The organism is Methylobacterium phyllosphaerae, from assembly GCF_001936175.1.
Lineage (GTDB): Bacteria > Pseudomonadota > Alphaproteobacteria > Rhizobiales > Beijerinckiaceae > Methylobacterium > Methylobacterium fujisawaense.
Genome location: NZ_CP015367.1, coordinates 2,251,526 through 2,271,838, shown reverse-complemented (window position 1 = coordinate 2,271,838; position 20,313 = coordinate 2,251,526). Strand labels below are relative to the sequence as shown.

At 66.6% G+C, this 20,313-nt stretch carries 24 protein-coding genes and 1 tRNA gene; 14 read left to right on the top strand and 11 right to left on the bottom strand.

Annotation, left to right across the window (positions count from 1 at the left end; genetic code table 11):
- The first annotated feature begins 16 nt into the window (after positions 1–16).
- From MCBMB27_RS10115 to MCBMB27_RS10105, 3 genes are all read left to right on the top strand, one after another.
- Complete coding sequence (locus MCBMB27_RS10115; protein ID WP_075380342.1) at positions 17–901, top strand: hypothetical protein; 885 nt, start codon at positions 17–19, stop codon at positions 899–901.
- A gap of 341 nt (positions 902–1,242) precedes the next feature.
- On the top strand, positions 1,243–2,808 hold the full coding sequence (locus MCBMB27_RS10110; protein ID WP_043380649.1) for a 2-isopropylmalate synthase: 1,566 nt from the start codon (positions 1,243–1,245) through the stop codon (positions 2,806–2,808).
- Positions 2,809–2,908: 100 nt separating this feature from the next.
- A tRNA-Lys gene (locus MCBMB27_RS10105) sits at positions 2,909–2,984 on the top strand.
- Positions 2,985–3,171: 187 nt separating this feature from the next.
- Here MCBMB27_RS10105 and MCBMB27_RS10100 read toward each other — a convergent pair.
- Positions 3,172–3,384, bottom strand: a complete 213-nt coding sequence (locus MCBMB27_RS10100) for a hypothetical protein (protein WP_139231576.1) — start codon at positions 3,382–3,384, stop codon at positions 3,172–3,174.
- 278 nt (positions 3,385–3,662) lie between these two features.
- On the bottom strand, positions 3,663–4,028 hold the full coding sequence (locus MCBMB27_RS29560; RefSeq protein ID WP_139231575.1) for a hypothetical protein: 366 nt from the start codon (positions 4,026–4,028) through the stop codon (positions 3,663–3,665).
- 170 nt (positions 4,029–4,198) lie between these two features.
- Here MCBMB27_RS29560 and MCBMB27_RS10095 point away from each other — a divergent pair, with 170 nt between their 5' ends.
- From MCBMB27_RS10095 to MCBMB27_RS10085, 4 genes are all read left to right on the top strand, one after another.
- Positions 4,199–4,408, top strand: coding sequence for a transcriptional regulator (locus MCBMB27_RS10095; RefSeq protein ID WP_335633079.1), 210 nt, complete (start codon positions 4,199–4,201; stop codon positions 4,406–4,408).
- A gap of 144 nt (positions 4,409–4,552) precedes the next feature.
- Positions 4,553–4,744, top strand: a complete 192-nt coding sequence (locus MCBMB27_RS10090) for a hypothetical protein (protein WP_075380340.1) — start codon at positions 4,553–4,555, stop codon at positions 4,742–4,744.
- A 91-nt stretch (positions 4,745–4,835) separates the two neighbouring features.
- On the top strand, positions 4,836–4,982 hold the full coding sequence (locus tag MCBMB27_RS30200; RefSeq protein WP_167380415.1) for a hypothetical protein: 147 nt from the start codon (positions 4,836–4,838) through the stop codon (positions 4,980–4,982).
- The gene (locus MCBMB27_RS10085; protein ID WP_083683456.1) at positions 4,975–5,331 is read left to right on the top strand and encodes a hypothetical protein; all 357 of its coding nucleotides are present in this window, start codon (positions 4,975–4,977) and stop codon (positions 5,329–5,331) included. The genes MCBMB27_RS30200 and MCBMB27_RS10085 overlap by 8 nt, the downstream gene beginning before the upstream one ends.
- A 215-nt stretch (positions 5,332–5,546) precedes the next feature.
- On the opposite strand, the gene MCBMB27_RS10080 is transcribed toward MCBMB27_RS10085, so the two are convergent.
- From MCBMB27_RS10080 to MCBMB27_RS30195, 7 genes are all read right to left on the bottom strand, one after another.
- Positions 5,547–7,292, bottom strand: a complete 1,746-nt coding sequence (locus MCBMB27_RS10080; protein ID WP_083683453.1) for an SIR2 family protein — start codon at positions 7,290–7,292, stop codon at positions 5,547–5,549.
- Between the two features lie 417 nt (positions 7,293–7,709).
- Positions 7,710–8,105 carry a response regulator gene (locus MCBMB27_RS10075; RefSeq protein ID WP_075380338.1) on the bottom strand — a complete coding sequence of 132 codons (396 nt, stop codon included), beginning with the start codon at positions 8,103–8,105 and terminating at the stop codon, positions 7,710–7,712.
- A 25-nt stretch (positions 8,106–8,130) separates the two neighbouring features.
- Positions 8,131–8,511, bottom strand: a complete 381-nt coding sequence (locus MCBMB27_RS30360) for a hypothetical protein (RefSeq protein WP_174695256.1) — start codon at positions 8,509–8,511, stop codon at positions 8,131–8,133.
- Positions 8,495–8,809 carry a phage antirepressor N-terminal domain-containing protein gene (locus tag MCBMB27_RS30980; protein WP_418287728.1) on the bottom strand — a complete coding sequence of 105 codons (315 nt, stop codon included), beginning with the start codon at positions 8,807–8,809 and terminating at the stop codon, positions 8,495–8,497. The genes MCBMB27_RS30360 and MCBMB27_RS30980 overlap by 17 nt, the downstream gene beginning before the upstream one ends.
- An 81-nt stretch (positions 8,810–8,890) precedes the next feature.
- Positions 8,891–9,097, bottom strand: coding sequence for a hypothetical protein (locus MCBMB27_RS30975; protein WP_418287727.1), 207 nt, complete (start codon positions 9,095–9,097; stop codon positions 8,891–8,893).
- Positions 9,098–9,417: 320 nt separating this feature from the next.
- The gene (locus MCBMB27_RS10055) at positions 9,418–9,678 is read right to left on the bottom strand and encodes a hypothetical protein (RefSeq protein WP_075380336.1); all 261 of its coding nucleotides are present in this window, start codon (positions 9,676–9,678) and stop codon (positions 9,418–9,420) included.
- 155 nt (positions 9,679–9,833) lie between these two features.
- Complete coding sequence (locus MCBMB27_RS30195; protein WP_167380414.1) at positions 9,834–9,977, bottom strand: hypothetical protein; 144 nt, start codon at positions 9,975–9,977, stop codon at positions 9,834–9,836.
- Between the two features lie 590 nt (positions 9,978–10,567).
- On the opposite strand from MCBMB27_RS30195, the gene MCBMB27_RS29555 reads away from it, so the two are divergent.
- On the top strand, positions 10,568–11,422 hold the full coding sequence (locus tag MCBMB27_RS29555) for a hypothetical protein (RefSeq protein ID WP_139231574.1): 855 nt from the start codon (positions 10,568–10,570) through the stop codon (positions 11,420–11,422).
- Between the two features lie 640 nt (positions 11,423–12,062).
- Here MCBMB27_RS29555 and MCBMB27_RS10045 read toward each other — a convergent pair.
- Positions 12,063–12,341 carry a PilZ domain-containing protein gene (locus MCBMB27_RS10045; protein WP_159020327.1) on the bottom strand — a complete coding sequence of 93 codons (279 nt, stop codon included), beginning with the start codon at positions 12,339–12,341 and terminating at the stop codon, positions 12,063–12,065.
- 502 nt (positions 12,342–12,843) lie between these two features.
- A complete protein-coding gene (locus MCBMB27_RS29550; protein WP_210187510.1) occupies positions 12,844–13,299 on the bottom strand; it encodes a hypothetical protein in 456 nt (151 codons plus the stop codon).
- 63 nt (positions 13,300–13,362) lie between these two features.
- Here MCBMB27_RS29550 and MCBMB27_RS28800 point away from each other — a divergent pair, with 63 nt between their 5' ends.
- The 6 genes from MCBMB27_RS28800 (at position 13,363) to MCBMB27_RS10020 (ending at position 19,436) form a co-directional block, all read left to right on the top strand.
- On the top strand, positions 13,363–13,515 hold the full coding sequence (locus MCBMB27_RS28800) for a ribbon-helix-helix protein, CopG family (RefSeq protein WP_159020325.1): 153 nt from the start codon (positions 13,363–13,365) through the stop codon (positions 13,513–13,515).
- A 26-nt stretch (positions 13,516–13,541) separates the two neighbouring features.
- On the top strand, positions 13,542–14,591 hold the full coding sequence (locus MCBMB27_RS10040; protein WP_236952943.1) for a S49 family peptidase: 1,050 nt from the start codon (positions 13,542–13,544) through the stop codon (positions 14,589–14,591).
- Complete coding sequence (locus MCBMB27_RS10035; protein ID WP_075380332.1) at positions 14,588–15,589, top strand: hypothetical protein; 1,002 nt, start codon at positions 14,588–14,590, stop codon at positions 15,587–15,589. Before MCBMB27_RS10040 ends, MCBMB27_RS10035 begins: the two co-directional genes overlap by 4 nt.
- 154 nt (positions 15,590–15,743) lie before the next feature.
- Positions 15,744–16,112 carry a hypothetical protein gene (locus tag MCBMB27_RS10030; RefSeq protein ID WP_075380331.1) on the top strand — a complete coding sequence of 123 codons (369 nt, stop codon included), beginning with the start codon at positions 15,744–15,746 and terminating at the stop codon, positions 16,110–16,112.
- Positions 16,113–16,140: 28 nt separating this feature from the next.
- Positions 16,141–19,131, top strand: coding sequence for a hypothetical protein (locus MCBMB27_RS10025; RefSeq protein ID WP_075380330.1), 2,991 nt, complete (start codon positions 16,141–16,143; stop codon positions 19,129–19,131).
- A gap of 5 nt (positions 19,132–19,136) precedes the next feature.
- Positions 19,137–19,436, top strand: a complete 300-nt coding sequence (locus tag MCBMB27_RS10020) for a hypothetical protein (protein WP_139231572.1) — start codon at positions 19,137–19,139, stop codon at positions 19,434–19,436.
- Positions 19,437–20,313: the final 877 nt, after the last annotated feature.

Below are 20,313 nucleotides of genomic sequence, written 5' to 3'. Positions count from 1 at the left end.
CTGCTGCGAGGCGCGGATGTTGGACGATCATTTTCGGGACCGGATCGCTCTGCTTCGGTCCGAGCGCGATTTCCGTGGGGCGGTCGCCGGTTACTGCCAGGGGATGATCGAGCCGTCGCAGATTGTTTGGCCGAGTCACAAGCTGCTCAATCAGATCGGGCGCTACGTGGTCTCGTTCATGCTGATCCACAACGACTACGCGTGGCGCCACCATGGCGGCCCCCGTCCGACCCTGACGGCGCTCCAGGCGATGGTCGGACTGAGCCACCGGCAGACGGCCGGCTTCGTGTCGACCCTGAAGGCCGGGCGGTTCGTCACGGCGGTGGCGGATCCGGATGATGCACGCGTGAAATGCCTGCAGGCTTCGCCGGCCCTGGTGACCGAGATCGGCCGGTCCGGGCGCCTGTTCGTCGTCGCCATGGACGCCGTCGCGGGTCGCGATCCGGGCCGCGCGGCAGGACTCGACGGGCCCGGCCGGCTCGGGGAACTCGTCCGCCGGTCGGCGGCCCATGTTCTGCGGCACGGGACGCTCATCGCGCCGTTCCCCCGGGTGTTGCATTTCGCCGGCCGGGATTGCGGCTACCCGCTGCTCGCCGCCCTCGTCGGCGCCCACTACGCCGCCACGATTCCCGGGGCGCCGCCGGCCGCGCCGCTCAGCCTGCGCGGCCTCGCCGAGCGGCTGGACGTGTCCCGGGCGCATGTCGGCAACCTGCTCGCCGAGGCGGAGGCGGCCGGATGGATCCGGATCGCCGACAGCCGCCTGAGCTTTTTCGATCCGACAGTGCTGGCGGAATTCGAGGACTGGGCCGCCGGACAGATGCTGTTCTACGACGATCTGGCGGCGGCGGTTCTCGCGGATCCGCCGGCCGTACGGGTTCCGGACTGTGCCTGCACCTCCTGATCCACCGGGTGCGCGGCGCTCGCTTGTGTTCCGGCCGTTCCGGGGATACCTACGGGCTGCACCGCGCCGTGAGACCATCCCGCGTGGGTCGCCGACAGGAGAGACGAGCCTTGGCCAGAGCCGGCTCAGCGCCCGAGATCGCCCGCGCCGCCATGACGGCGCCGCGGTCGCGCGCGCGCCGCGCCGGGCTTGCTCTTCCGCTTCTGCTTACCCGCCCCTGAGGGCCGTCCGGGCGCGCGCCTGGGCCTTCAGGGGAGTTCTTCCATTCGCGAATCCGCCCGCGAGGGCACCACGCCGCGCCGCGCCATCTCGAGCCGGGCGGCCCGCGACAGGGTAATGCCATGACCACGACGAACACCACCTCCGCCCGCGACCGCATCGTGATCTTCGACACCACGCTGCGCGACGGCGAGCAATGCCCCGGCGCCACCATGACCTTCGACGAGAAGCTCGCGGTGGCCGAGCTGCTCGATACGATGGGCGTCGACATCATCGAGGCCGGCTTTCCCATCGCGTCGAACGGCGATTTCGAGGCCGTGTCGGAGATCGCCCGGCGGACCAAGCGCGCCACCATCGCGGGGCTCGCCCGCGCGATTCCCGCCGACATCGCCCGGGCCGGCGAGGCGGTGCGCCACGCCCAGCGGGCGCGGATCCACACCTTCGTGTCGACCTCGCCGATCCACCTCGCGCACCAGATGCGCAAGAGCCAGGACGAGGTCGTCGAGATCATCCTGAAGACCGTGGCCCAGGCCCGCGACCTCGTGGAGGACGTGGAATGGTCGGCCATGGACGCGACGCGCACGCCCCTCGACTATCTGTGCCGCTGCGTCGAGGCGGCGATCAAGGCCGGCGCCACGACGATCAATCTCCCCGACACGGTGGGCTACGCCACGCCCTCCGAGTACCGCGACATGTTCGCGAATGTGCGTGAGCGCGTGCCGAACGCCGACAAGGCGGTGTTCTCGGTCCATTGCCACAACGACCTGGGTCTCGCGATCGCCAACTCCCTGGCGGGCATCGAGGGGGGCGCCCGGCAGGTCGAGTGCACGATCAACGGCATCGGGGAGCGGGCCGGCAACGCGGCGCTGGAAGAGATCGTGATGGCCCTGCGCACCCGCGCGGACGTGCTGCCCTACGAGACGGGGGTCGAATCGACCATGCTGACCCGCGCCTCGAAGCTCGTGAGCCACGCCACGAACTTCCCGGTGCAGTTCAACAAGGCGATCGTCGGCCGCAACGCCTTCGCCCATGAGAGCGGCATCCACCAGGACGGCATGCTCAAGAACGCTGAGACCTACGAGATCATGACGCCGGCCTCGGTGGGGCTGACCAAGACCTCGCTGGTGATGGGCAAGCACTCGGGCCGGGCGGCGTTCCGCTCCAAGCTGGAGGATCTCGGCCTGCACCTGTCGGACAACCAGTTTCAGGACGCCTTCGACCGGTTCAAGGCTTTGGCCGACCGCAAGAAGAACGTCTACGACGAGGATATCGAGGCGCTGGTCGACGAGAACCTCGCCACGGCCCACGACCGCATCCGGCTGGTCTCCCTGTCGGTGATCGCCGGCACCCGCGGGCCGCAGCGCGCGACCTTGCGCATCGCCGACGAGGCCGGCACGCGGATCGAGGAGGCGGACGGCAACGGGCCGGTGGATGCGGTGTTCAACGCGATCTCGGCGCTGGTCCCGCATCAGGCGCAGCTGGAACTCTATCAGGTCCATGCCGTGACCGGCGGCACGGATGCCCAGGCCGAGGTCTCGGTGCGCCTGCGGGACGGCGAGCGCAGCGTCACGGCCCGCGGTGCCGATCCCGACACGCTGGTCGCGTCCGCGAAGGCGTATCTCTCGGCGCTGAACAAGCTCTCGGCCCATTCGGTGCGCGTGCATGCACAGCATGCGGCGGCGGAATGAGAAAAAGCTGCGGCGGGGGGTGGACACCCCCCAGCCGCGTTGGTATCAGCCCGTCACCCCGGACGGACTTGGTGGCCACCGGGCGGTCGCAGACGCGATCGGGCGCATAGCTCAGTTGGTAGAGCAGCTGACTCTTAATCAGCGGGTCCTAGGTTCGAACCCTAGTGCGCCCACCAAGATCTTCAAAGACTTAGCCCCGGAAATTGGTATCGAGCCGCAAGCTCTGCCCCATCCGGGTAACTCCCAGGGTAACGCGACGCTACCCGGACCCTTCCCCAATCCATCGAAGTAGTCCGGGGCCGAGGCGTCAGCTCCTTGGCCGCCCTGTATGGGGCGCAGCATGGGGGAGGGGGGCGACGGCCCTCAGCGCAAGCTCTGCTGTGCTTCTGCGGCGTCCTGCATGGACCTGGCCCAATGTGGGCACGAATGCATTCGCAGGTCGCTCAGGTGTCGGCGCTCGTGCACGTGCTCGCACATGTGCACGAACTCCTCGGCCCAGATCCCGGCATCGGCGAGCCGCTGCTCATCCGTGCCGAAATCCGTCCGGCCGCAGCACGGACAAGCGGACATGTCCATGCTCATCCCGTCCCCTGCAGCTGACTTGACCGATGCACGAACGGTCTTCGTGATGACGTCACGGCACGGTCGTCCGGGGTGGTTAACGGATCGTTAACCCGGCGATGGTCCTCTGAGCCGTCGCTACGGCCACTCTTCGGGGGTTGAAGCCGAACGGCATGCGGGCCGGCCCCTTGAGGGCTCGGCCCGCGCCTTCAGCTCTTCAATCGCTCGCATCTGGTCCGTTGCCCTGATTTCGACAGGGTGTCGAAGCCGAGCCGTTCAGCATAGGGCGTCGCCTAAGCGTTCATCAGATCACGCCGCGGGCCTTTCAGCCGATAACGGACGAGTGCGAGCAACGCTTGCTCGCGTGGATCCGCTCTATCAATTGCTTCCGATAGAGCCTCATCAACTGCCCGTTCTATCGACTGAGTAACAGGCTCATTGTTCTCAGTCATGAGGTAATTGATGGCGGTGAACAGCGCATCAAGGTGTTCCCTGTCCCTGATAGGAGCGCGAACAACATCATAGAGAACGGAAGCGAAAAGCTTGGAAGGTCGGTCCGGCTCACCGTAGTATTCGCCAGCTTCTTGCCTTTTTAAGCTTTCGATGGAACGCACTAGCTTCCGATGCATATGCTTCAGATCAACGTCGGCGGTCTGCATGTGCATGACTCGCCGGTTTGCTTCTATCGACATTGTGTCTTTGGTCCCATTTCGCTACGTTGTCGCAACGATGGTGGGAGCAAGTCGCTCCGTCAAGCGGAATTGTTAACGCAGTGGCGATTATAACCCCGGCGACCTGCAAGGCTGCCCGAGCCGGCCTGGATATCTCCGTGCGCACGCTCGCCGAGATGGCCGACGTGAGCACGAATACGATTGTCCGATACGAGGGCGGCGCCGAGCTGCGGGACCGAACGATCCGAGCCATTCAGACCGTGCTTGAAGCCGCCGGAGCCTCGTTCCTCGAGCCTGACGACGCCGGGCCGGGCTTGCGCCTTCGGCCTCGCTCTGAGGGCGAGATGGCGGTGAGCGCCAAAGGCTGAGCCGAGGCCCGCCGGCGGGAGATTTCCGAGAACCTGCATCGGGCCGACCTTACGACCCTGCAGCGGAACGAGCAGATTGCCGAGTGGATCCGGCTCACAGAGGCGCAGACGGTCGAGGGAATTTCGGGGCAACTTGCCCCGAAAATGCGGCGGGGTCGCCCCGAGGGCGGCATCGCGGCTGCAGCCCGTGAACTCGGGGTCGAGAACACCGAGGCCAAGCGGGCCATCAAGATCGACGGCATAGCGCCGGCGGCGAAGGAAGCTGCCCGAGCTGCCGGTCTCGAGAACAACCAGAGCACTCTGCTGAAGGTCACGCAGGCTGAGCCCGAGTGCTAAGCGTTCGCTTTTCGTACCGCTGTGATCCCGGCGCGGCAGGCAGCAACGTACGGCTCAGCTATCCTCCCGGCGTCTCCTCCAGGCGCCTTTCATGCTCGTTCCCGCGCTCACCATCCGTCGCTGCATCGTGCTCGGGCTGATGCTCGGCAGCCTCGTGGCGCTCGCGGATGGCGTGGCGCGCTATGAGCTTCGGCGGGCCGCGAGCGAGATGGCGTTTGCCGTGGCGGCCGATGAGTAGGCGGCTGCCCGTCCCCCTCGGCCTGGCCTTTCTCACGGCCCTCGCCAGCGCTGGGCCGGCGTCGGCCCTGGCGGCCGAGCCGGCCAACCTGCCATCGCTTGAACAGGCCTGGCACGGATGCGTTCGGGAAGCCTTCGACCGACAGCCTGAGCAAGGCAGCCGGGCCGGGCGTGAGCGTAACGCCCTGGACGAGTGCAAGCCGCACGAGGACGCCTACGTGGCCGCCCTGATGGCAACCCGTCCGGATGACGCCGACATGCCCGTGCATGGCTGGGCGCGGACGTGGGCGGCGTACGTGTCGTTCGTGGTGGATCCAGTCAAAGCCTGGATCGAGGCGCTGCGGCGCTGATCTGCACCGAAGCGTCAGTTGCGGCGGAGCCCTCCCACGCACGTGTGAGACACTGGTGGGCAAGAGACGGCATCCCGTGCCGTTCCTGCTGGTCGCCGGCCCCTAATAGGAGGAGCCCGCTCTGGGGGGCCTTGAAGCGTTCCGAGCGAAGCTGGCTGCAGTCGGCTTGCGGCTGTGCCGGTGGAAGGTAGGGTTGCGGCTGGCTACACCGGAGGTCAGTAAAACGCTCCCGCGTTTTGTTTGAAGAACTGATCCAATTGCGCAGCGATTTTTCTTGCTTCTGCAGAGGTTCCTCCAAACAAACCCGCCTTCAAGATAGGGGAATCATCCCCAAGGCTTGTCAAATCGAGGGGTGTAGTAGTCTCCCTGCTGAAACGCCCCCTCCACATATACCTCCCGAGCGGCGCCCAAAACCAAGGTCCAACTCCTTCTTCTACTTTCTTTATCCGTTGATGCGCAAAATCCGCCGTAATGGTAAATTCCATCCTGTTGAACAAATCTTCGACCTCTTGCGGATTATAATTGATATCGGAGATTTCCTTCTGAAGAAGATCGAACAAGAAATCACTTGCTGGCGTCTTTCGGTTCTCAAGACCCTTTAGGAACTTCCAATTGTTCGATTGTATAGCATAGATGTTCAGCACATCTACGAAGCGCTCCAACTCATCATCTCTCTTGATTTTTTCATGTAGGACTTGGGCTGTCCGTAACCAGCTCTCACGTGCCAGAGAGCCAGCCAAAAGCCAGTAGAAGCAGAGAGACGCAGGCAGATCGCGCATTTCAGAGTAGATGGTATAACCGCCTCGAAATTCTCCACGCATGCCGAGCGAACGAACAGTTTTAATCGCCGCCTTGTTGGCCTCTACGGTGCCCCATCGGCCGCACAGCATGCAAACTCTACGCAGCGTCTCCGTTTTCGCAACCACGGCGCTCACAAGTTCGTTCATGATCTCGGGCGTTGGGTGAGCTGTCGGATAATTGGGCCCGTTTATGTAGTCGCGGATCTTGTTCGCCTCCAATGCGAGCAATTCCGTCCATTCCAAGCCAAATTGATCTTCTCTGCAGTATCGTTTGGTAAGCGCAAGCGCCATCGCGACGGTGCTGGGATGCGCGCGGTTCACGCTTCGAAGTGCGTCAACCGTATTTGACAATCGGGAGAAGAATGAATCGGCATCCGTTATCTGAAAAGATTTACCTCCGCGATGTCTTACGAGGTCCTCCGCGGACCGAGCGATCGACCCCCGAGCAGCCCAGTACATTGGATAACGACGGCTCGGCGCTCGCATCAAAGCGGCGCGGAGCGCAGTGTCCCATTCTCCGGACCAACCCACGACGAGAAGGCCGAATCGATCAAAGACCTCGTCGAGCAGACTGTTCATCTCTGGAGCATACCCGTCTAATTCTGCGTCAGTGTTTCTGATGCGGTTATCCAAGTAATCTCCATGAACTTTGATTATTGTGCAGCGAGAATGAATAAGAGGCACCGCACCAGAAATAGCATCGTCACTAGCGATCACCGTAGCTTCGATTCCCAGCTCTCTCAAAGCATTCTCGAGTAAGCGATCAAAATTGGTCGTGACGATGACACGAATTATTCCGTCTTCCACCAACTTGGCGATAGCTCGATGAGCCTTGGTTGGGCGACGCGTTTCTTCGCCTTCCGCAGGCTCAATATATCTGTGCAAGATACTGCGGCGCTCGCTTGGGGTAGAGGCGATCTTATCTAGTATTTCAGAATAGCTCGGCTCTATTCCAAATTTTTCACGATACCACTTGGCCCAGTCGTCACTCTCTGTATTGTCATTGAGTGCGCCAAGCTCTCGAATAAGATCTAACGTGATTTCCCATCCAGTAGGAATGCCCGCTGCTCGCGAGAGACCGGAGCCGATCAGGAGGGCGAACACTCCGGGACCATGGTGAAGCGAAACGGCAAGTGCGTCGAACGGTTCAAGCTCAAGCATCGATCAGAACCTCAGGCGCGGCGAGTTGTTGCCGAGGTTAGACACCGCAACCGCCGGTTGGAAATTAGGCTAGATGCTCATCCTCTGTTTTATCGTCGCATGCCGCGCACCGGCTCGCGGATGAGTACGACGCCGCGCAGGACCGGGGCGAGGTTGCGGCCAACGGGCAGCGCGGAAAAGCCGTTCCGGACGGGAACAGCTTGGCGACCGTCGCCGACCTTGGCCTAACCCGCAAGGCGATCCACGAGGCCCGGCAGATGCGCGACGCTGAGGCGGCCGACCCTGGCGTGATCCGCCGCACGCTCGATGCCCGGCTAGAGTGCGGGCAGGAGCCTACGAAGGCCGCCGTCCGCGGCGCCGTCGCGTCCGTCACGTGGCTCGTGCGGCCTGCGTCGCCGCCAGGGCGGGCAAGGCGGTTCATAAGCCGATCCCCCGCGCTGCCAGAACGGCACGTAGGGCTTCGGCGAGCCCCTTAGGGGCGTACGGCTTGCGCAGGAAGCGTGCGCCCATGGGCATCTGCTCCTCGCCAGGCCACTCCACTCCCGACACGATCAGGATCGCGATCTCGGGCCAGCGCGCCGCCACTGCTTTTGCCAGGGTAAAGCCACTCAGGGGCTCGCCGGCGAGGTCGACGTCCGCGACCATGGCCACTAGCTCGGGACGGGCTGCCAGGTGGGCTTGAGCCGCGTCGATGGTCGACGCTTCGGCTACCTCAAAGCCAGCCTCTCGCAGAGCCGCGGAGGCGTCGATGAGCTGCAGGGGATCGTCCTCGACCAGCAGCATGGCAAGGCGCGGCGTGAAGGCGTCCGCCATCCGTCCTCCTCATCACTTACTCCTTTCAACGCCGCAGATGCCGATTGCGCCCAACGCTCGAGGCCGGACCAAGGCTAAACCTATCGCCGGCGCGAACAACGCTCCTCGGCGGCGCAACGAAGGGAAGCGCGGGCTCGGTCTCAAGCGCTGGCGGCTCGACAGGCTCAGCCTCGACAGGGACACTCGGTGCCGGCTCGGCGGCCTTGCGACCGATCCGGGCTGTGTCCATGCGGGTCACGTTGCCGTGTCGGTCCTGATAGGTGCGCGGGGCTGGTTCACTGAGGATTTCCTCAGTCTTGGGGCTCAACTCATCGCGAAGGCGGGCGACGGTCTTGTTGTCGACGGCGCAACGCCGGGCAATCTCTCGGTCCGACCAGGCGGCCCATTCCTCATCCTCGAGCAGCATGAGCACTGCGCGGCGCTTGTCGGCGTTCGTGCGGCGCAGGCCGTGGGCCGCGTTGGCGCCGGCGCTCGGCCTCGAGCTGCTCGACGCGCTGGCGCACGGCTGGGTCGAGGACCTTGGCCGGATTGATCGTAGCCAGCCACATCGGGTAGCGGCGCAACGGAATGCAGGCCATTTCCCGCTGGCGGCCATCTGCGCCAAGCGTATGGATATCCATACAGTTGAACCGGCCCGGATCTGCGGACAGCTTCTGCTGCTGACCTGCCCAGTTCAGCCCCATGCCTTCGACCACGGGGCGCATCACAACCCATCGCTCGCCGGCGTGTTCGAACGTGGCGAGTGGGCTGCCGTGGAAGTCGAGGCCCTGCAGCGGCGGGGCGGCTCAATCCCCGCTGTCGCCGTCGCCAGCGTCGAGCAGCCAATCGGGTATTCCAGGGAGCACATCCCCGGCGACCTCGCCGGCGCTTTCAAGGGCTCGCTCTGCCTTCGCCTCTTCGCTCTCAGCCCGAACCTCAGCGAACAGTTTCCGCGCCAGCCGGTCGAGTTCCTCGTCCGATAGCGTCTGGCCAGGCTCGTCCGTCATGAGCATGCCCCCCAAAACATCGGCCGCTCGGCCCCGCCCCGATCTGCTCACGGGGCGGGGGAGCGTCCGATCTCACCAGCAATGAGCCGAGCCGATACGCAACGCGGCTCAACAGCATCATGCGCGAGGCGGGTTAGGCGCCCGTCACCAGGCTGATCGTGCGGCTGTCCCGGGTTGGTGCTGGAAGTTCGGGACGCGCCGGCCGCCATGTGTCAGGGAAGCACGGCAGCCGGCGCGCTCGCATGCGGGAGCCGTTCGGGGCTCGACCGCGGCGATGAACGGAAACGAGACGTCGTGGGGCAAGGATCCCAGCTGACGGCGGGGCGTCAGTCCACCCCGCAACCCAGCAGATCGCGCCTGCGCTGCTCGGAATTCTCCTGGGCTTCGTCCTGCCAGCTCGCCGCTGGCGGATCCGGATCTGCCCGAACCGGGTGCTCGCCAGACATATACAGGCTGCGGGGATCAGCAGGCAGCGCGCCCGTCGTCTCTGGATCCATGTTGCAGTCCCGGGACGGTTGACCGGCTTGGGCAAGCGCGGGACAGGCGCACACGACCATGGCCGCGGCGAACGCGAGCAACCTTCTCATAGGGGCGTTCCTGATCAGCCAGCGTACGCGCACGTGCCGCCCCGCAGGCGGGGACGGGACAGGGCTGGCGGACATAGAGCAAGGCCTCGCATGGCTGCCACGCCCGTGTCAGCGGGGCAGCCATGCGCATCCGCGGGCTGGCTCGTAACACTCGGCTAGGCGGCCGGCGCGTGAGCCAACGCAGCCTTGTCGCGGATCAGGCCACGGATCGCGCGCAGGGGCTTTAGGGGCAGCTGTATCAGGCCGCCGATCGCGACGACGGCGAGGACGGTCAGCAGGGCAAGCGCGCACTTGAACATCGGAGATCACTCCTGACGACATCGGCCGGTAAGGCCGCCATTGCCCCGAAGCTGGCACCCTGAACCTGGCGAAGTCGTGAACGGCTCGTGGTCGTTGTGGAAAACTGCCGAAGCTCTCTTGGCTGTGCCCCCGGTGAGACTCACGACGGGGGCAGCTGCTGAGCTGTTAACCATGCCAAAGCCACCCGACCCCGACCTGTTCGCCGCCGCCGGCCTCATGCTTGAGGAACATGCGCGCAAAACTGCGCGGATCTCGCGCCCGAAGCGCCCCCGGAAGCCAAAGCCGCCGACGCCGGCCGAGCGCGCCGCGGCGGTCCGCCTCGAGGGCGGCCGCCGCTCTCGGGCCCCGGCGAGCCTCGGCCAGCGCTCACGTGTCGGGACGCCGCGCGACCTGAGCCCGGCGCCCGTGCTCTCTTTCCCGCTCGTCAGGAATGCGACCGTGCTCGCGGAGGTAATCAAGCGACTTCCGCACTGTGATCCTGACGAATTGGATGTGGTGTGTGATCGAGAGGCCCGGAAGTTCGAGAAGCGGCTGATCAGCCGCGGCCTTCAGAAGCAATCTGCTCGGCGTTGTGCTAAAGATCTACTGCATGAAGCGTACATGGAACGTGTACGTGAGCTATTTGAGAGGACATAGCGACATGTCACTAGCCCCAGGTTGGGGCGACGCTGCGCAACCGGACAGAGAAAAGGCCCCCCGGCGGCAACCGGAAGGCCTCTCGAATTTCTCATCAGCTGTACCCGGATATAGCGCGCCTCGCCCTTCCGACCAAGAGCGGGAAACGCCTGGATCCGTCGTTGGGAAGGACGGCTCCAAGATCATCAGCAACATCGGGCACCTCACGAAGGTGATTGGCGACACGGTAAAGCTGCTGAAGCTTCGTTATGGCCGAGATGGCGCCCCTGCCGAACACTCGTCCGACATCTACAGGGTCGTTGCCGCGGCAGAAGATGCGGCCGCCGCCCGCAATCCGAAGTTCGAGCGCGACCTGCACAATTGGAGCCAGAGGCACCTTCGCCGGCTGAGCGAGGCCGAGCGGATCATGGTTCGCTCGGATCTACGGGCCTACCCGGTCGAGGTAACGCATCGTTGGGTTGGCGAGCAGCTCGGACTCCTGGATGCGGAGCGTGACCTGATCGACTTCCGCTACGCCGAGGCAGTCGACATGACTGACGTAGCTCGAGCCGAGAAAAAGCGGGCCAGGGACCGGGACCGGAAAGCCGAAGTTCGCAGGGCGAAGGGCACACCGCGGCGCGGTGAGAAGCTCGCAAAGGCGAAGCTGCTCGATCCCGAGGCCCCGGCCAAGACGCTTTACGACCGGCAGCAACACGGACGTAAGCCTCGAAAGCCGGGCAAATCAGTCTCAGCCCACTCAGAATTCAGTTCCGTTTGCGGGGGCCAAAAACCCCCTCAGAAGTCGGAATTCAGTTCCGTTTGCCTATAAGAGCCAACGCCTGAAACCGGGCTTCAACAGCCTCAGCCTGTGTGGTCTGCCAATCGGCCCGGGCCGTGAGTTTCGCTCTGGCATCGCGGCGAGGGCTTTGCCCCTCGACCGCGACCATGCCGGATAGAGCGAGGAGACGGAACGCATGGGCGTGACGGCGGCAAGATGAAATTCCGTAGCATCTCACCCCGCGCCTGCGCACGAGCACACATGAGGCCGGGCCTGCTCGCCCGCTTTCGTGCCTTGAGGGCACACGCGGGCGCTCAGCCCCTCGCCAAGGCGCCGCTGATAAGCGGGCATGAGCGAGCCCTCGAGCCGCAGCTCGCCGGCGACGTCGAGGGCGACGAGTTGGGAGCAGAAAACACCCGGAGTGTTCAATTCTCAAAGCACAGGCCCGACGTAAGCCTGTCCTCGCTCCTGAGAGGCATAACCCTCAGCGCGCATGATCTTGAAATTCGAGCCCTGTTCGGTCACATAGCGGATCAAGAGCGTATGTTGCACTTATCAGTCGCGTGGAACGCAGCCGCGGTGCGCTCCTTTGCCAGCCTGTCGCGATCAGGCAGGCCGCGATTGCCGGCAGGAGCCGGGTGGAACAGTGCTTGAGGCCCCGCCCGGCTTCGCGCCGGCGGGGCCTTTTCGTTCAGCCCGGAACGACGTCAGGCGCGGCGCGAGCTTTCAGAAATGCGACGCCGACATGAGCAGCCCTGCGCCAGACGACGCGGACGGCACAGGGCTCAGGATCCGGGCCGATGTGCAGGTTGAAGAGCCGGGGCGGCGACACACCCTCGGCGAAGCGCACGCACGCACCCGCGGCCGAGAAATCGACAACGACGCATGACGCCTCTGCCGTAGCCATGGAGAAGATGGCGCGGCCGGGAACGGCGGCGTGGGCACGTAGCTTGGTGCGGCGCTCGAGCATGACATGCCCCGAGGGCGAGCTGCCCTGGCTGTGAGCATGACCCATAGGCCTTAACGGGTCTGCCCTGTGCGTGGCCGTCGAAGCTGAGCCTGCCGCGCAGGAATTGGTCGCTCACGGGCGCTCGCCCCGCGACTTCCCTCCGGCCGTCCATGCCTGAACACACCCGCCAGCGACCCGCGCTGACGCTCGGCCCGGCCATTCGAGTGCCATGGAGGGAGGGGAGGGGGGAGGGCAAAAGGAACGTACGCGGCGGCAGGGACCCGCGATGCCGGCGCAGCGGAAGGTTCGAGCGTTTTTTGCGGTTCGCCAATTCGAGTTTCAGTTCACTCCGGATTGTGAGAAATCAAGGACTTAACTCCCCTCCCGCATTTTCCAGCGGCCCTCGAGTTCGGCGTCGAGCATCGGCGTCTAGCCGGCCAATTGGCTCAGCGTCGCCAGCATGTGGATAACCCCGCCTCAGGCGCCCCTGCCGTGGCACTCAGACCACTCCTAAGCCTCTGATCTAGCTCTCGGTTCTGGTAGTGTTCGGGCTGTTGATGAGCCTGCTGCCATGACCGCCGACGTCATCCGTCCAACCTTCCCGTCCGTGTCCCGCACGCCGGCAGAGATCGACGCCGAGATGCGTGCGGTCATTGGAAGGCTGAAAGAGCTCGCGCTTGAGCTCGCTGCGGCTCAAGGAGTAAATCCGGACGCCTACCGACACCCCGTCGAGGAACGTGACGAGGTATTGTCCCTGCAGCGCGCCGCGCATGCCGTAGGCTGGACGACGCAGCGCTTGCGGCGTCACATCGTTCGCCACAACGCCGCTCACCCCCGCGACCCGATAGGCTATCAGCCTGGCGGCGTTCCGAACGCCCCATGGTGCATCCCGATAGCTCGGCTTCGGCGATACGTGCGTGACCAGCGCGACTGACCAACGGCGTACGACGGCGAGCAACCGTAATGGGTGCTCGGCCACGACCCTGCGCCCTAGCCTGCGGCCATGCTTCGCCGCCCTCCCTATAGTCCCAGCCGGGACCTCGTGACCGAGACCGTCCGCGTCGGGCTGCCGCTCGACACCAAGGATGCGCTCACCAAGGCCGCCCGCCGCGCTGGCAAGTCGATCAGCGGCTTTGCCCGCGAGGCCGTCGAGGAAGCTATCGCTCGCGACACGCGCCCGAAGGCCCGCCCATGACCTCGCTCCCGCACATCGCCAGCCTCGTGCTGAACCGGCCGCTCGCGATCTTGCCAAGCAAGCTGGAAACTATCGCGGCCGTGCTCGGCGGCCGGATCGGCCTCGAGGTCTCGGGACTGACGCCCGAGGCCTCCCGCTTCGTCGGCAGCCACGTCGACCGCCAGGCGCCTGGCTCTCAGGGCAGCCTGCCTTACCGCCGCACGGCAGCGGGAACGGCTCTGATCCCCGTCATCGGCTCGACGGTCAACCGGGGCGCCTGGATTGGCGCCAGCAGCGGCCTTGTGAGCTACGAGGGGCTAAAGTTTCAGCTCGCGCACGCCTCGCAGGATGACCGCACCCGGGCCGTGCTGCTCGATTTCGAGTGCCCCGGCGGCGAGGCGGTCGGCGCCTTCGAGGCGGCGGCCGTCGTCCGTCAGGTCGCGGCGCTCAAGCCCGTCGTCGCGGTCGTGAACGGCCTCTGCGCGAGCGCAGCCTACGCCATGGCCTCGGGCGCGACCCGCATCGTGACCACGCCCTCGGGGATCGCCGGCAGCGTCGGCGTCGTCATGTTGCACACGGACGTGTCCGGCGCGCTGACCAAGGCCGGGGTGAAGCCGACCCTGATCTATGCCGGCGCGCATAAGGTCGACGGCCATCCGTACGGCCCGCTTCCAGCCAGCGTGAAGGCGGACCTCCGCGCCGAGATCGACGCGTTCTACAGCGCCTTCGTGGGGTGCGTCGCCGCGGGCCGCGCCAATCTCACGGCCGAGGCGATCCGCAGCACGGAAGCTCGGACATACATGGGCGCGGCGGCCGTCGCCGCTGGCTTGGCCGATGAGATCGGAACTTTCGAGGGTGCTCTCGTGGACCTCGAGGCCGGCCGCATCGGCCTCGGCACCCCCCAGGGCAGTCCCACGGCCACGCGCGCCGGCAGCTCGGCGCCGGCGTCGAGCGATGCCAGCGTGGCCGCCTTGAACGCGACCCTCGCTGGCCGCGCCGGCGCAGTCATCCCCGCTGCAGCCTCATCTCGTGACGCCGTTGCGAGGCTCAATGCCACTCTTCCGCGTGGCGCACACATCCCGGAGACCGCACGATGATCCGCGCCCTGAAGGCCCTTCTGGGGCTCGCTCAGCGTGAAGATGCAACCGCGGACGAGCTCGCGCCGTCGTTGCCGGCCGCCGAGGCCGAGCTCTCCGCGGCGCGCGAGGCACAGGCAGCCGCCGAGGCTGCGTATCGCGCTGGGCTCCTGACGGCGGATGAGAAGGCCCCCCAACTGCTCGACGGAGCTCGCCGCGACGCCGGCATGCGCGTTGAGCGCGCTGAGGCCCTGGTCGAGACCCTGCGCGAGCGCCTGGCCGAGGCGCAGGATCGCGAGGCCGAAGCCGAGCGCGTGGCTGTCTACCAGGCTGCGCGGGCGGAAGCTGACGACGCGCGCCGTGCACTCGCCGAGTTGTATCCGCAGCTCGCCGCCGACCTTGTGCAGCTCATGGAACTCGTGGCGCGCGCCGAGGTCGAGGTCGAGGCGGCGAACGCCGACCTGCCGCGCGGTGTAGAGCCGCTCGCCGGGGTCGAGCATCCTGCTCGAGACGTTCCGGCCGAGGCAGACGAGGTTCTGTCCGAAGTCGAAGTGAAGCGGTGGGTTGCGGTCGGCAACGTCAAGCCGGGCACGTTCGAGCAGGGGAACGTCTACAAAACGGGGCCCGGTCGAGGCGTCATCAGGATCGAAGGCGTGCCTGTAAACGAATGCACGCAAGTGGAGCTGCGCACATTCACGGAGCGGCGCTTCCAGAGGGGCAGGGGGCACATATCCGCCTATCGCCTCGCCGAGAAGATCTCGCTCCCGGGCTTCCTGGCGTCTGACCCTTACGTTTGGCGCCCGATGAGCAGCCTCTCCAAGCCGGGTGAGGTCATCGGTCAGGTGGAAGCGCTCCGCTACGCGCGACCGGGAGGGCCTGCCTTGGCATCGGGCGCTATCATCACACAGCTCATCCCGGCGCCTGGGGCCGAGCGCGTGCAGGCCCTCCCGGCCGCGCCGCCGACGCAGCCCTACCGGGGCCCATACGCCGACGCGCCCGAGAACGAGGCGCGAGCCTGACTTTGCCGGGCGCGCACCGCGCCCGGCAGCAACCCTGCGGGGGGATCCTTTGACGGCGTAGCGGCCCGTCGAACAGCGAAAAGCGCGCCTCCGTCCCCCGGAGACCTGTTCACGGCCAAGGCGCGCGTGGCCGCAACCATTTCACGAGGGGATCATGATGAAAGCCAACATCACTTTGCTCGGCCGCGCGACCGCGGCTGAGGATTTCGCCTCGCTCTGGACTGGCACGGCCGAGGTCGATGCCGGCACCGTGAGCGTCACGCCGATCGTCCCGGCCGCAGCTGCAGGCCACGAGCTCGCGGTCTCGGTCCTGTCGAGCGGGGGCTCGGTCAACTTCGCCTCGTTCGCCGTGATCCCGGCCGCGCCGGCCGCCGATGGCGAGCCCGACGCTGCGCAGGCGAGCCCGCGCCTCGAGCGCCGTTCATCCGTGTACGCAACCCAGGGCGCGAAGGCACGACGCGCGCCCTTCGTCGGCAGCCTGGTGGCGCTATGCCAGGTCGGCACGCCGCAGCCAACCGTCTGACCCATCCTCGAGCTGAGCGCACTGCCCCATGTCGAATTTGACCTCGACCCTCACGCTTCAGCTCAAGGACGACGGGCTCGCCGCCAAGGCGAAGGCCGACGCCGAGGCGCTGAAGAAGCTCGGCGCGAGCGGCGCGGACCTGAAGAAGCTCGGCGAGGCCGGCGCAGCCGCGCTCAAGCAGCTCGACGCGCTGGCCGGCAAGGGCGCGCGGATCGACGCGTTCAAGGCCGGATCCCGGGCGCTGAAGGAACAGGGCAACGCCCTGCGGCAGGCTCGGGCGACCGCCACCCGGGAAGCCGCGGCGCTCGCCCGCGCGCAGGCCGCCGGCGACGCCAAGGCAATCAAGGCCGCGGAGAAGGCCCACACGGCGGCCATGCGCCGCCAGGCGGCCCAACAAGAGGCGTTCATCGAGCGCGGCAAGGCCGTGCGCGCCGCCCGGAACGAGCTGCTCAATACGGGCGTCGGCCGAGCCGGGCGCGGCTTGGCGCTCGGCGCGGCCGAGAAGGCGCTCGCGTCTGAGACTGAGGCTGCCAACGCCCAGCTGCGCGAACAGATTGCGCTGCTCGGCCGCGTCGCCGGCGCCGAGCACAAGGCGGCTGCGGCAGCCAAGACGCACGCCATGGCCGAGCGCATGGCGACGGCCGACAGCCGCCGCCAGGCTATCGCGCAGGCCGAGCGCCGGCTCAGGAATGGCATGGGCCGTTCCGGCGGCATGGGCGGCGCCGCGGCAGCCGGGGCCGAGGCCGGCGCACTCGCGCACGCCTCGCGCCGCCGCCGAGGGGGCGGGCATAGCGAGGAGGAACAGCGCGACCACTATATTCGTCATCACGGCATTATCGGCTACACGGCCGCCGGCGCCGCGGGCTATGCCTCGGCGCATGGCGTCGTGGGCGGCATCGAGCATGCCGTGCGGGCGGGTGCAAACTATCAGCACGAGGTTGTCGCGCTGCAGAACGCCGGTCGCTCGGATCACGAGCTCGAGGAGATCCATGCGGCAGCGAAGCAGACTGCCGCCGCGATCCCGACTGCTTCGTTTGAGGAGAGCCTGAAGGTCGTGAACGAGACGACCAGCGCTTTTGGCTCGCTCGAGCACGCCATCGAGCATCTGACCTTCATGCAACGCGCGGCGAGTGTCGTGCACGCGGCGGCGGGCGACAAGGTGCAGGACGACGCCGGTGAGATGGGGAACAAGATGGCCCGTTTCGCCGAGGAACGCGGCACGGCGGGCGACGGCGCAACCTTCGAACGAGAGACGGGAAAGCTCGTCCGCGCCATGGTGTTCACGCGCGGCAACTTCAATCCGACTGAGATGCTCAACTTTGCCCAGCAAGCAAAGTCGAGCCTGCAGGGCTATAACGAGCGGTTCTTGACCGGCATCATGCCCTCGATTGTTGGAACGATGGGCGGCGACCGCGCCGGCACGGCAGCGAATTCATTCAACGGTGTCATCGACGGCAAGGTCAATGACATGAAACAGGCCGAGGAATGGATGCGCCTTGGCCTGCTCGATAAGTCGCAGGCCATCATGAAAAAGGGCCATGCGGTCGGCTGGCGCACGGGCGCGATCAAGGACACGGCCGGCGCGCACGCGGATCCCCTGCAGTGGATGGAGGACGTTGTTCTGCCGGCACTTCGCGAGAAGGGCGGCCGGGATGGAAAGGGGATCGACGTAGACGATAAGGAGGCACTGAAGCAGGCCCTAGCCACACTATTCCGCAACCAAAACGCCAATTTCTTCGCCAACGAACTGTCACAGAAGAACATGCGCAGTCGTCTGCACAAAGACGAGCACCTGATGGAGCTTGTTGGCACGCCCGAAGAAATCTTCAAACGCAACATGAGCAAGGATGCAAAAGTTGCTTTGACGGCGCTCAAGGCCGGCCTCGATGATCTCATGACGACGGCGACGGCGCCCGGCATGCCGTTTGCGGCCTCGAGCCTCAAGAATTTGGCAGTGGGGCTGCACGCCATCGCGAATGCGGCGTCGGACCATCCGGCGCTGGCCACGGCAGCCGGCGCCTCGGCAGCGGCTGCCGGCCTCGCGGGCGCCGGGGCGCTCAGCTACGGCATCATGAACGGGTTCGGCCTCGGGGCCAGCGCCGTCGCCCTAGACGGCTCAGCCGCGGCCCTGACGGTCGCGGCGACCGCTCTGGGCGGCGGGGCGGCAGCCGGCGCCGCGGCCAACGGCGGCGCCGCTGCAGCTGCGGCGGCCGGCGCTGGGGCTGCGGGGGCCAAGGCGAGCCGCTTCGGCCGGGCAGGCAAGCTCGTGAAGGGCGCAGCCGGCGTTGCCGGCGTCGGTGCCCTGGCCGAGCTCGCACAGCAGCAGAACGTGCTGACGGCGCCCGACCTATCGGATGGCTTGGGGCGAGCTGCCGTGGCGGCGTTCGATCCAGTCCTCGCCGACATGATCTACGGCGAGAGCAGCGCGGTCGGCCGGCAGCGTCGGGCGAACGCTGCTGGGCGCCGTATGGCCGGGATCCGGGGCTCGAGCCTGCCGACAGAGGTAGGCTCGGCCCGGCTCGGCTTCGGCCTCAACGGGCCGGTCGGGGCGCTCGACGCCGTGCCGCTCGGCTCGGGCGGCGGCGGCCCGAGCTCGGGCTTCGGCGCCTCGCCCGTCGACGCGGGCAAGATCGCCGAGGCGAAAACGGCGCTCGAGGGCTACCGGGCCGAACTGGCCTCGCTCAAGACCGACATGAGCGCGACGGCAGGCCTGGACCTGCCGGGCCTTGGCGAGGGCATGGAGCGGCGCAAGACCGAGCTCGAGGGCCTCATCTCGGGCATGGAAGCCAAGCTGCAGTCGCTCGGCGCGGTCACGGTCGCCCCCACTATCGACACAGGCTCAATCACGGCAGCTTCCGGGGCTGTAGATGGGCTTCTCAGCAAACTGGCGCAGGTCGGTCCGGCGGCGTCGGCCGCCGCAGGCTCAGTAAGCCGGGCCGCTGCGGCAGCCGGCACCTTGCGGGGCCGGTCGAGGAACAGCTTCTCGGACGGTGAAACGCCGGGTGCCGGTGCGGAGTGATGTCTATGGCAGACGACCGGCTCGCTGACCTCGAGCGCCTCGCCCTGGTGCAGAACGGCGCTCTCCGCGTGCTCATCGAGCACGTGCGAGCCCTAACCGTCGTGAACGGCGCTCTCCTCGTGCAGCTCAGCGGCCAGATTGACCGCGACGTGATCCGAGAGGCGGCTTTTGGCGCTTTGGCCGCTCAGGGGGGTGTTCCGGGCGGCCTCGCCGGGACGCTTGTCGAGGCTCTAACCCTCGAGCCCGCGGAACAGGAGGACGTCATGCGCTCGACGCTCGCTAGTCTGTCGGCAAGGCTGCAGTGAGCCCTGCAGCTCTCAGACGTGCGGCAGGCCGGGCCGGCTTCGAGCCGGACCCGGCCTTTGTTTGGGGCTGCGTTCGCAGAGCTTATCGGGCCGGCGCAGCTGTGCTTCCGCCAGCGCCGACTCCAGGGCGCGCAGTGCCGGTTCCGGGGACTGCCGCGGCGCCGGCTGCGGGCGAACGGGTGCTTGTCCCGGTCGCCTCCTCGGTCGCCTTCTGACCTTCGCTCTTCACAGACCCCGGGTTGTTCATGTTGCCGGTCGCGCTGCCGCCGCCCGCGGGTTGCTGGGCGTAAGCCGCGCCGGTCAAGACAACAGTAAGCGCAGCCGCAAGGCCAATAATCTTCATGCGCATAGGCGTTCCCTCAGTCTGCCCGTGTTCGGGCTCGTGAGTGAACGGCGCACCCACCATATTCGTTCAATAATATATGCGGACAGGCGCTATGAACATTGATGAGAGCTCGAACCTGATCCGGGTTGTGATCCCGCCTGTGGATCCGAATGCGCCGCCTGTGAAGCGGCCGCCGAGCTCACGGACGATTGCCCGGCTGCGGGAGAAGGCCGAGGTCGCAGCCCGTGATGCCGCTGCAGCCCGATCCCTGCGCGCTCGGGTGCAATCTCGCCTGAGGCCGCCGGCCGGGAGGCTGTTTGCTGTCGACGCCGCCGCTCTCGTGATCCAGGGCCCGGCCGGCGGGCTCGGCTCGAGCGAGCGCATCGTGCGCACGCTCGCCCCACTGGCCGCAGGCGGGCGCCATCCTGCAGCTGCTCTGGTGGCCGCCGGGGGCTGGCAGGACGAGGCCGCCCTTCGTGAGGCGCTATCTGGCCTCGGGCCGAAGCTCGCGGCCCTCGGCCTCCGGATCTGCCGGCGGAAGGCTGGTCTCCG

What these genes read in the sequence shown, in the direction of transcription:
- MCBMB27_RS10115 (WP_075380342.1), top strand. Translation starts at nt 17, where the DNA reads ATGTTGGACGATCATTTTCGGGACCGGATCGCTCTGCTTCGGTCCGAG.
- MCBMB27_RS10110 (WP_043380649.1), top strand. Translation starts at nt 1,243, where the DNA reads ATGACCACGACGAACACCACCTCCGCCCGCGACCGCATCGTGATCTTC.
- MCBMB27_RS10100 (WP_139231576.1), bottom strand. Translation starts at nt 3,384, where the DNA reads ATGGACATGTCCGCTTGTCCGTGCTGCGGCCGGACGGATTTCGGCACG.
- MCBMB27_RS29560 (WP_139231575.1), bottom strand. Translation starts at nt 4,028, where the DNA reads ATGCAGACCGCCGACGTTGATCTGAAGCATATGCATCGGAAGCTAGTG.
- MCBMB27_RS10090 (WP_075380340.1), top strand. Translation starts at nt 4,553, where the DNA reads ATGCGGCGGGGTCGCCCCGAGGGCGGCATCGCGGCTGCAGCCCGTGAA.
- MCBMB27_RS30200 (WP_167380415.1), top strand. Translation starts at nt 4,836, where the DNA reads ATGCTCGTTCCCGCGCTCACCATCCGTCGCTGCATCGTGCTCGGGCTG.
- MCBMB27_RS10085 (WP_083683456.1), top strand. Translation starts at nt 4,975, where the DNA reads ATGAGTAGGCGGCTGCCCGTCCCCCTCGGCCTGGCCTTTCTCACGGCC.
- MCBMB27_RS10080 (WP_083683453.1), bottom strand. Translation starts at nt 7,292, where the DNA reads ATGCTTGAGCTTGAACCGTTCGACGCACTTGCCGTTTCGCTTCACCAT.
- MCBMB27_RS10075 (WP_075380338.1), bottom strand. Translation starts at nt 8,105, where the DNA reads ATGGCGGACGCCTTCACGCCGCGCCTTGCCATGCTGCTGGTCGAGGAC.
- MCBMB27_RS30360 (WP_174695256.1), bottom strand. Translation starts at nt 8,511, where the DNA reads ATGCTGCTCGAGGATGAGGAATGGGCCGCCTGGTCGGACCGAGAGATT.
- MCBMB27_RS30980 (WP_418287728.1), bottom strand. Translation starts at nt 8,809, where the DNA reads ATGCGCCCCGTGGTCGAAGGCATGGGGCTGAACTGGGCAGGTCAGCAG.
- MCBMB27_RS30975 (WP_418287727.1), bottom strand. Translation starts at nt 9,097, where the DNA reads ATGCTCATGACGGACGAGCCTGGCCAGACGCTATCGGACGAGGAACTC.
- MCBMB27_RS10055 (WP_075380336.1), bottom strand. Translation starts at nt 9,678, where the DNA reads ATGAGAAGGTTGCTCGCGTTCGCCGCGGCCATGGTCGTGTGCGCCTGT.
- MCBMB27_RS30195 (WP_167380414.1), bottom strand. Translation starts at nt 9,977, where the DNA reads ATGTTCAAGTGCGCGCTTGCCCTGCTGACCGTCCTCGCCGTCGTCGCG.
- MCBMB27_RS29555 (WP_139231574.1), top strand. Translation starts at nt 10,568, where the DNA reads ATGAAGCGTACATGGAACGTGTACGTGAGCTATTTGAGAGGACATAGC.
- MCBMB27_RS10045 (WP_159020327.1), bottom strand. Translation starts at nt 12,341, where the DNA reads ATGCTCGAGCGCCGCACCAAGCTACGTGCCCACGCCGCCGTTCCCGGC.
- MCBMB27_RS10035 (WP_075380332.1), top strand. Translation starts at nt 14,588, where the DNA reads ATGATCCGCGCCCTGAAGGCCCTTCTGGGGCTCGCTCAGCGTGAAGAT.
- MCBMB27_RS10030 (WP_075380331.1), top strand. Translation starts at nt 15,744, where the DNA reads ATGATGAAAGCCAACATCACTTTGCTCGGCCGCGCGACCGCGGCTGAG.
- MCBMB27_RS10025 (WP_075380330.1), top strand. Translation starts at nt 16,141, where the DNA reads ATGTCGAATTTGACCTCGACCCTCACGCTTCAGCTCAAGGACGACGGG.
- MCBMB27_RS10020 (WP_139231572.1), top strand. Translation starts at nt 19,137, where the DNA reads ATGGCAGACGACCGGCTCGCTGACCTCGAGCGCCTCGCCCTGGTGCAG.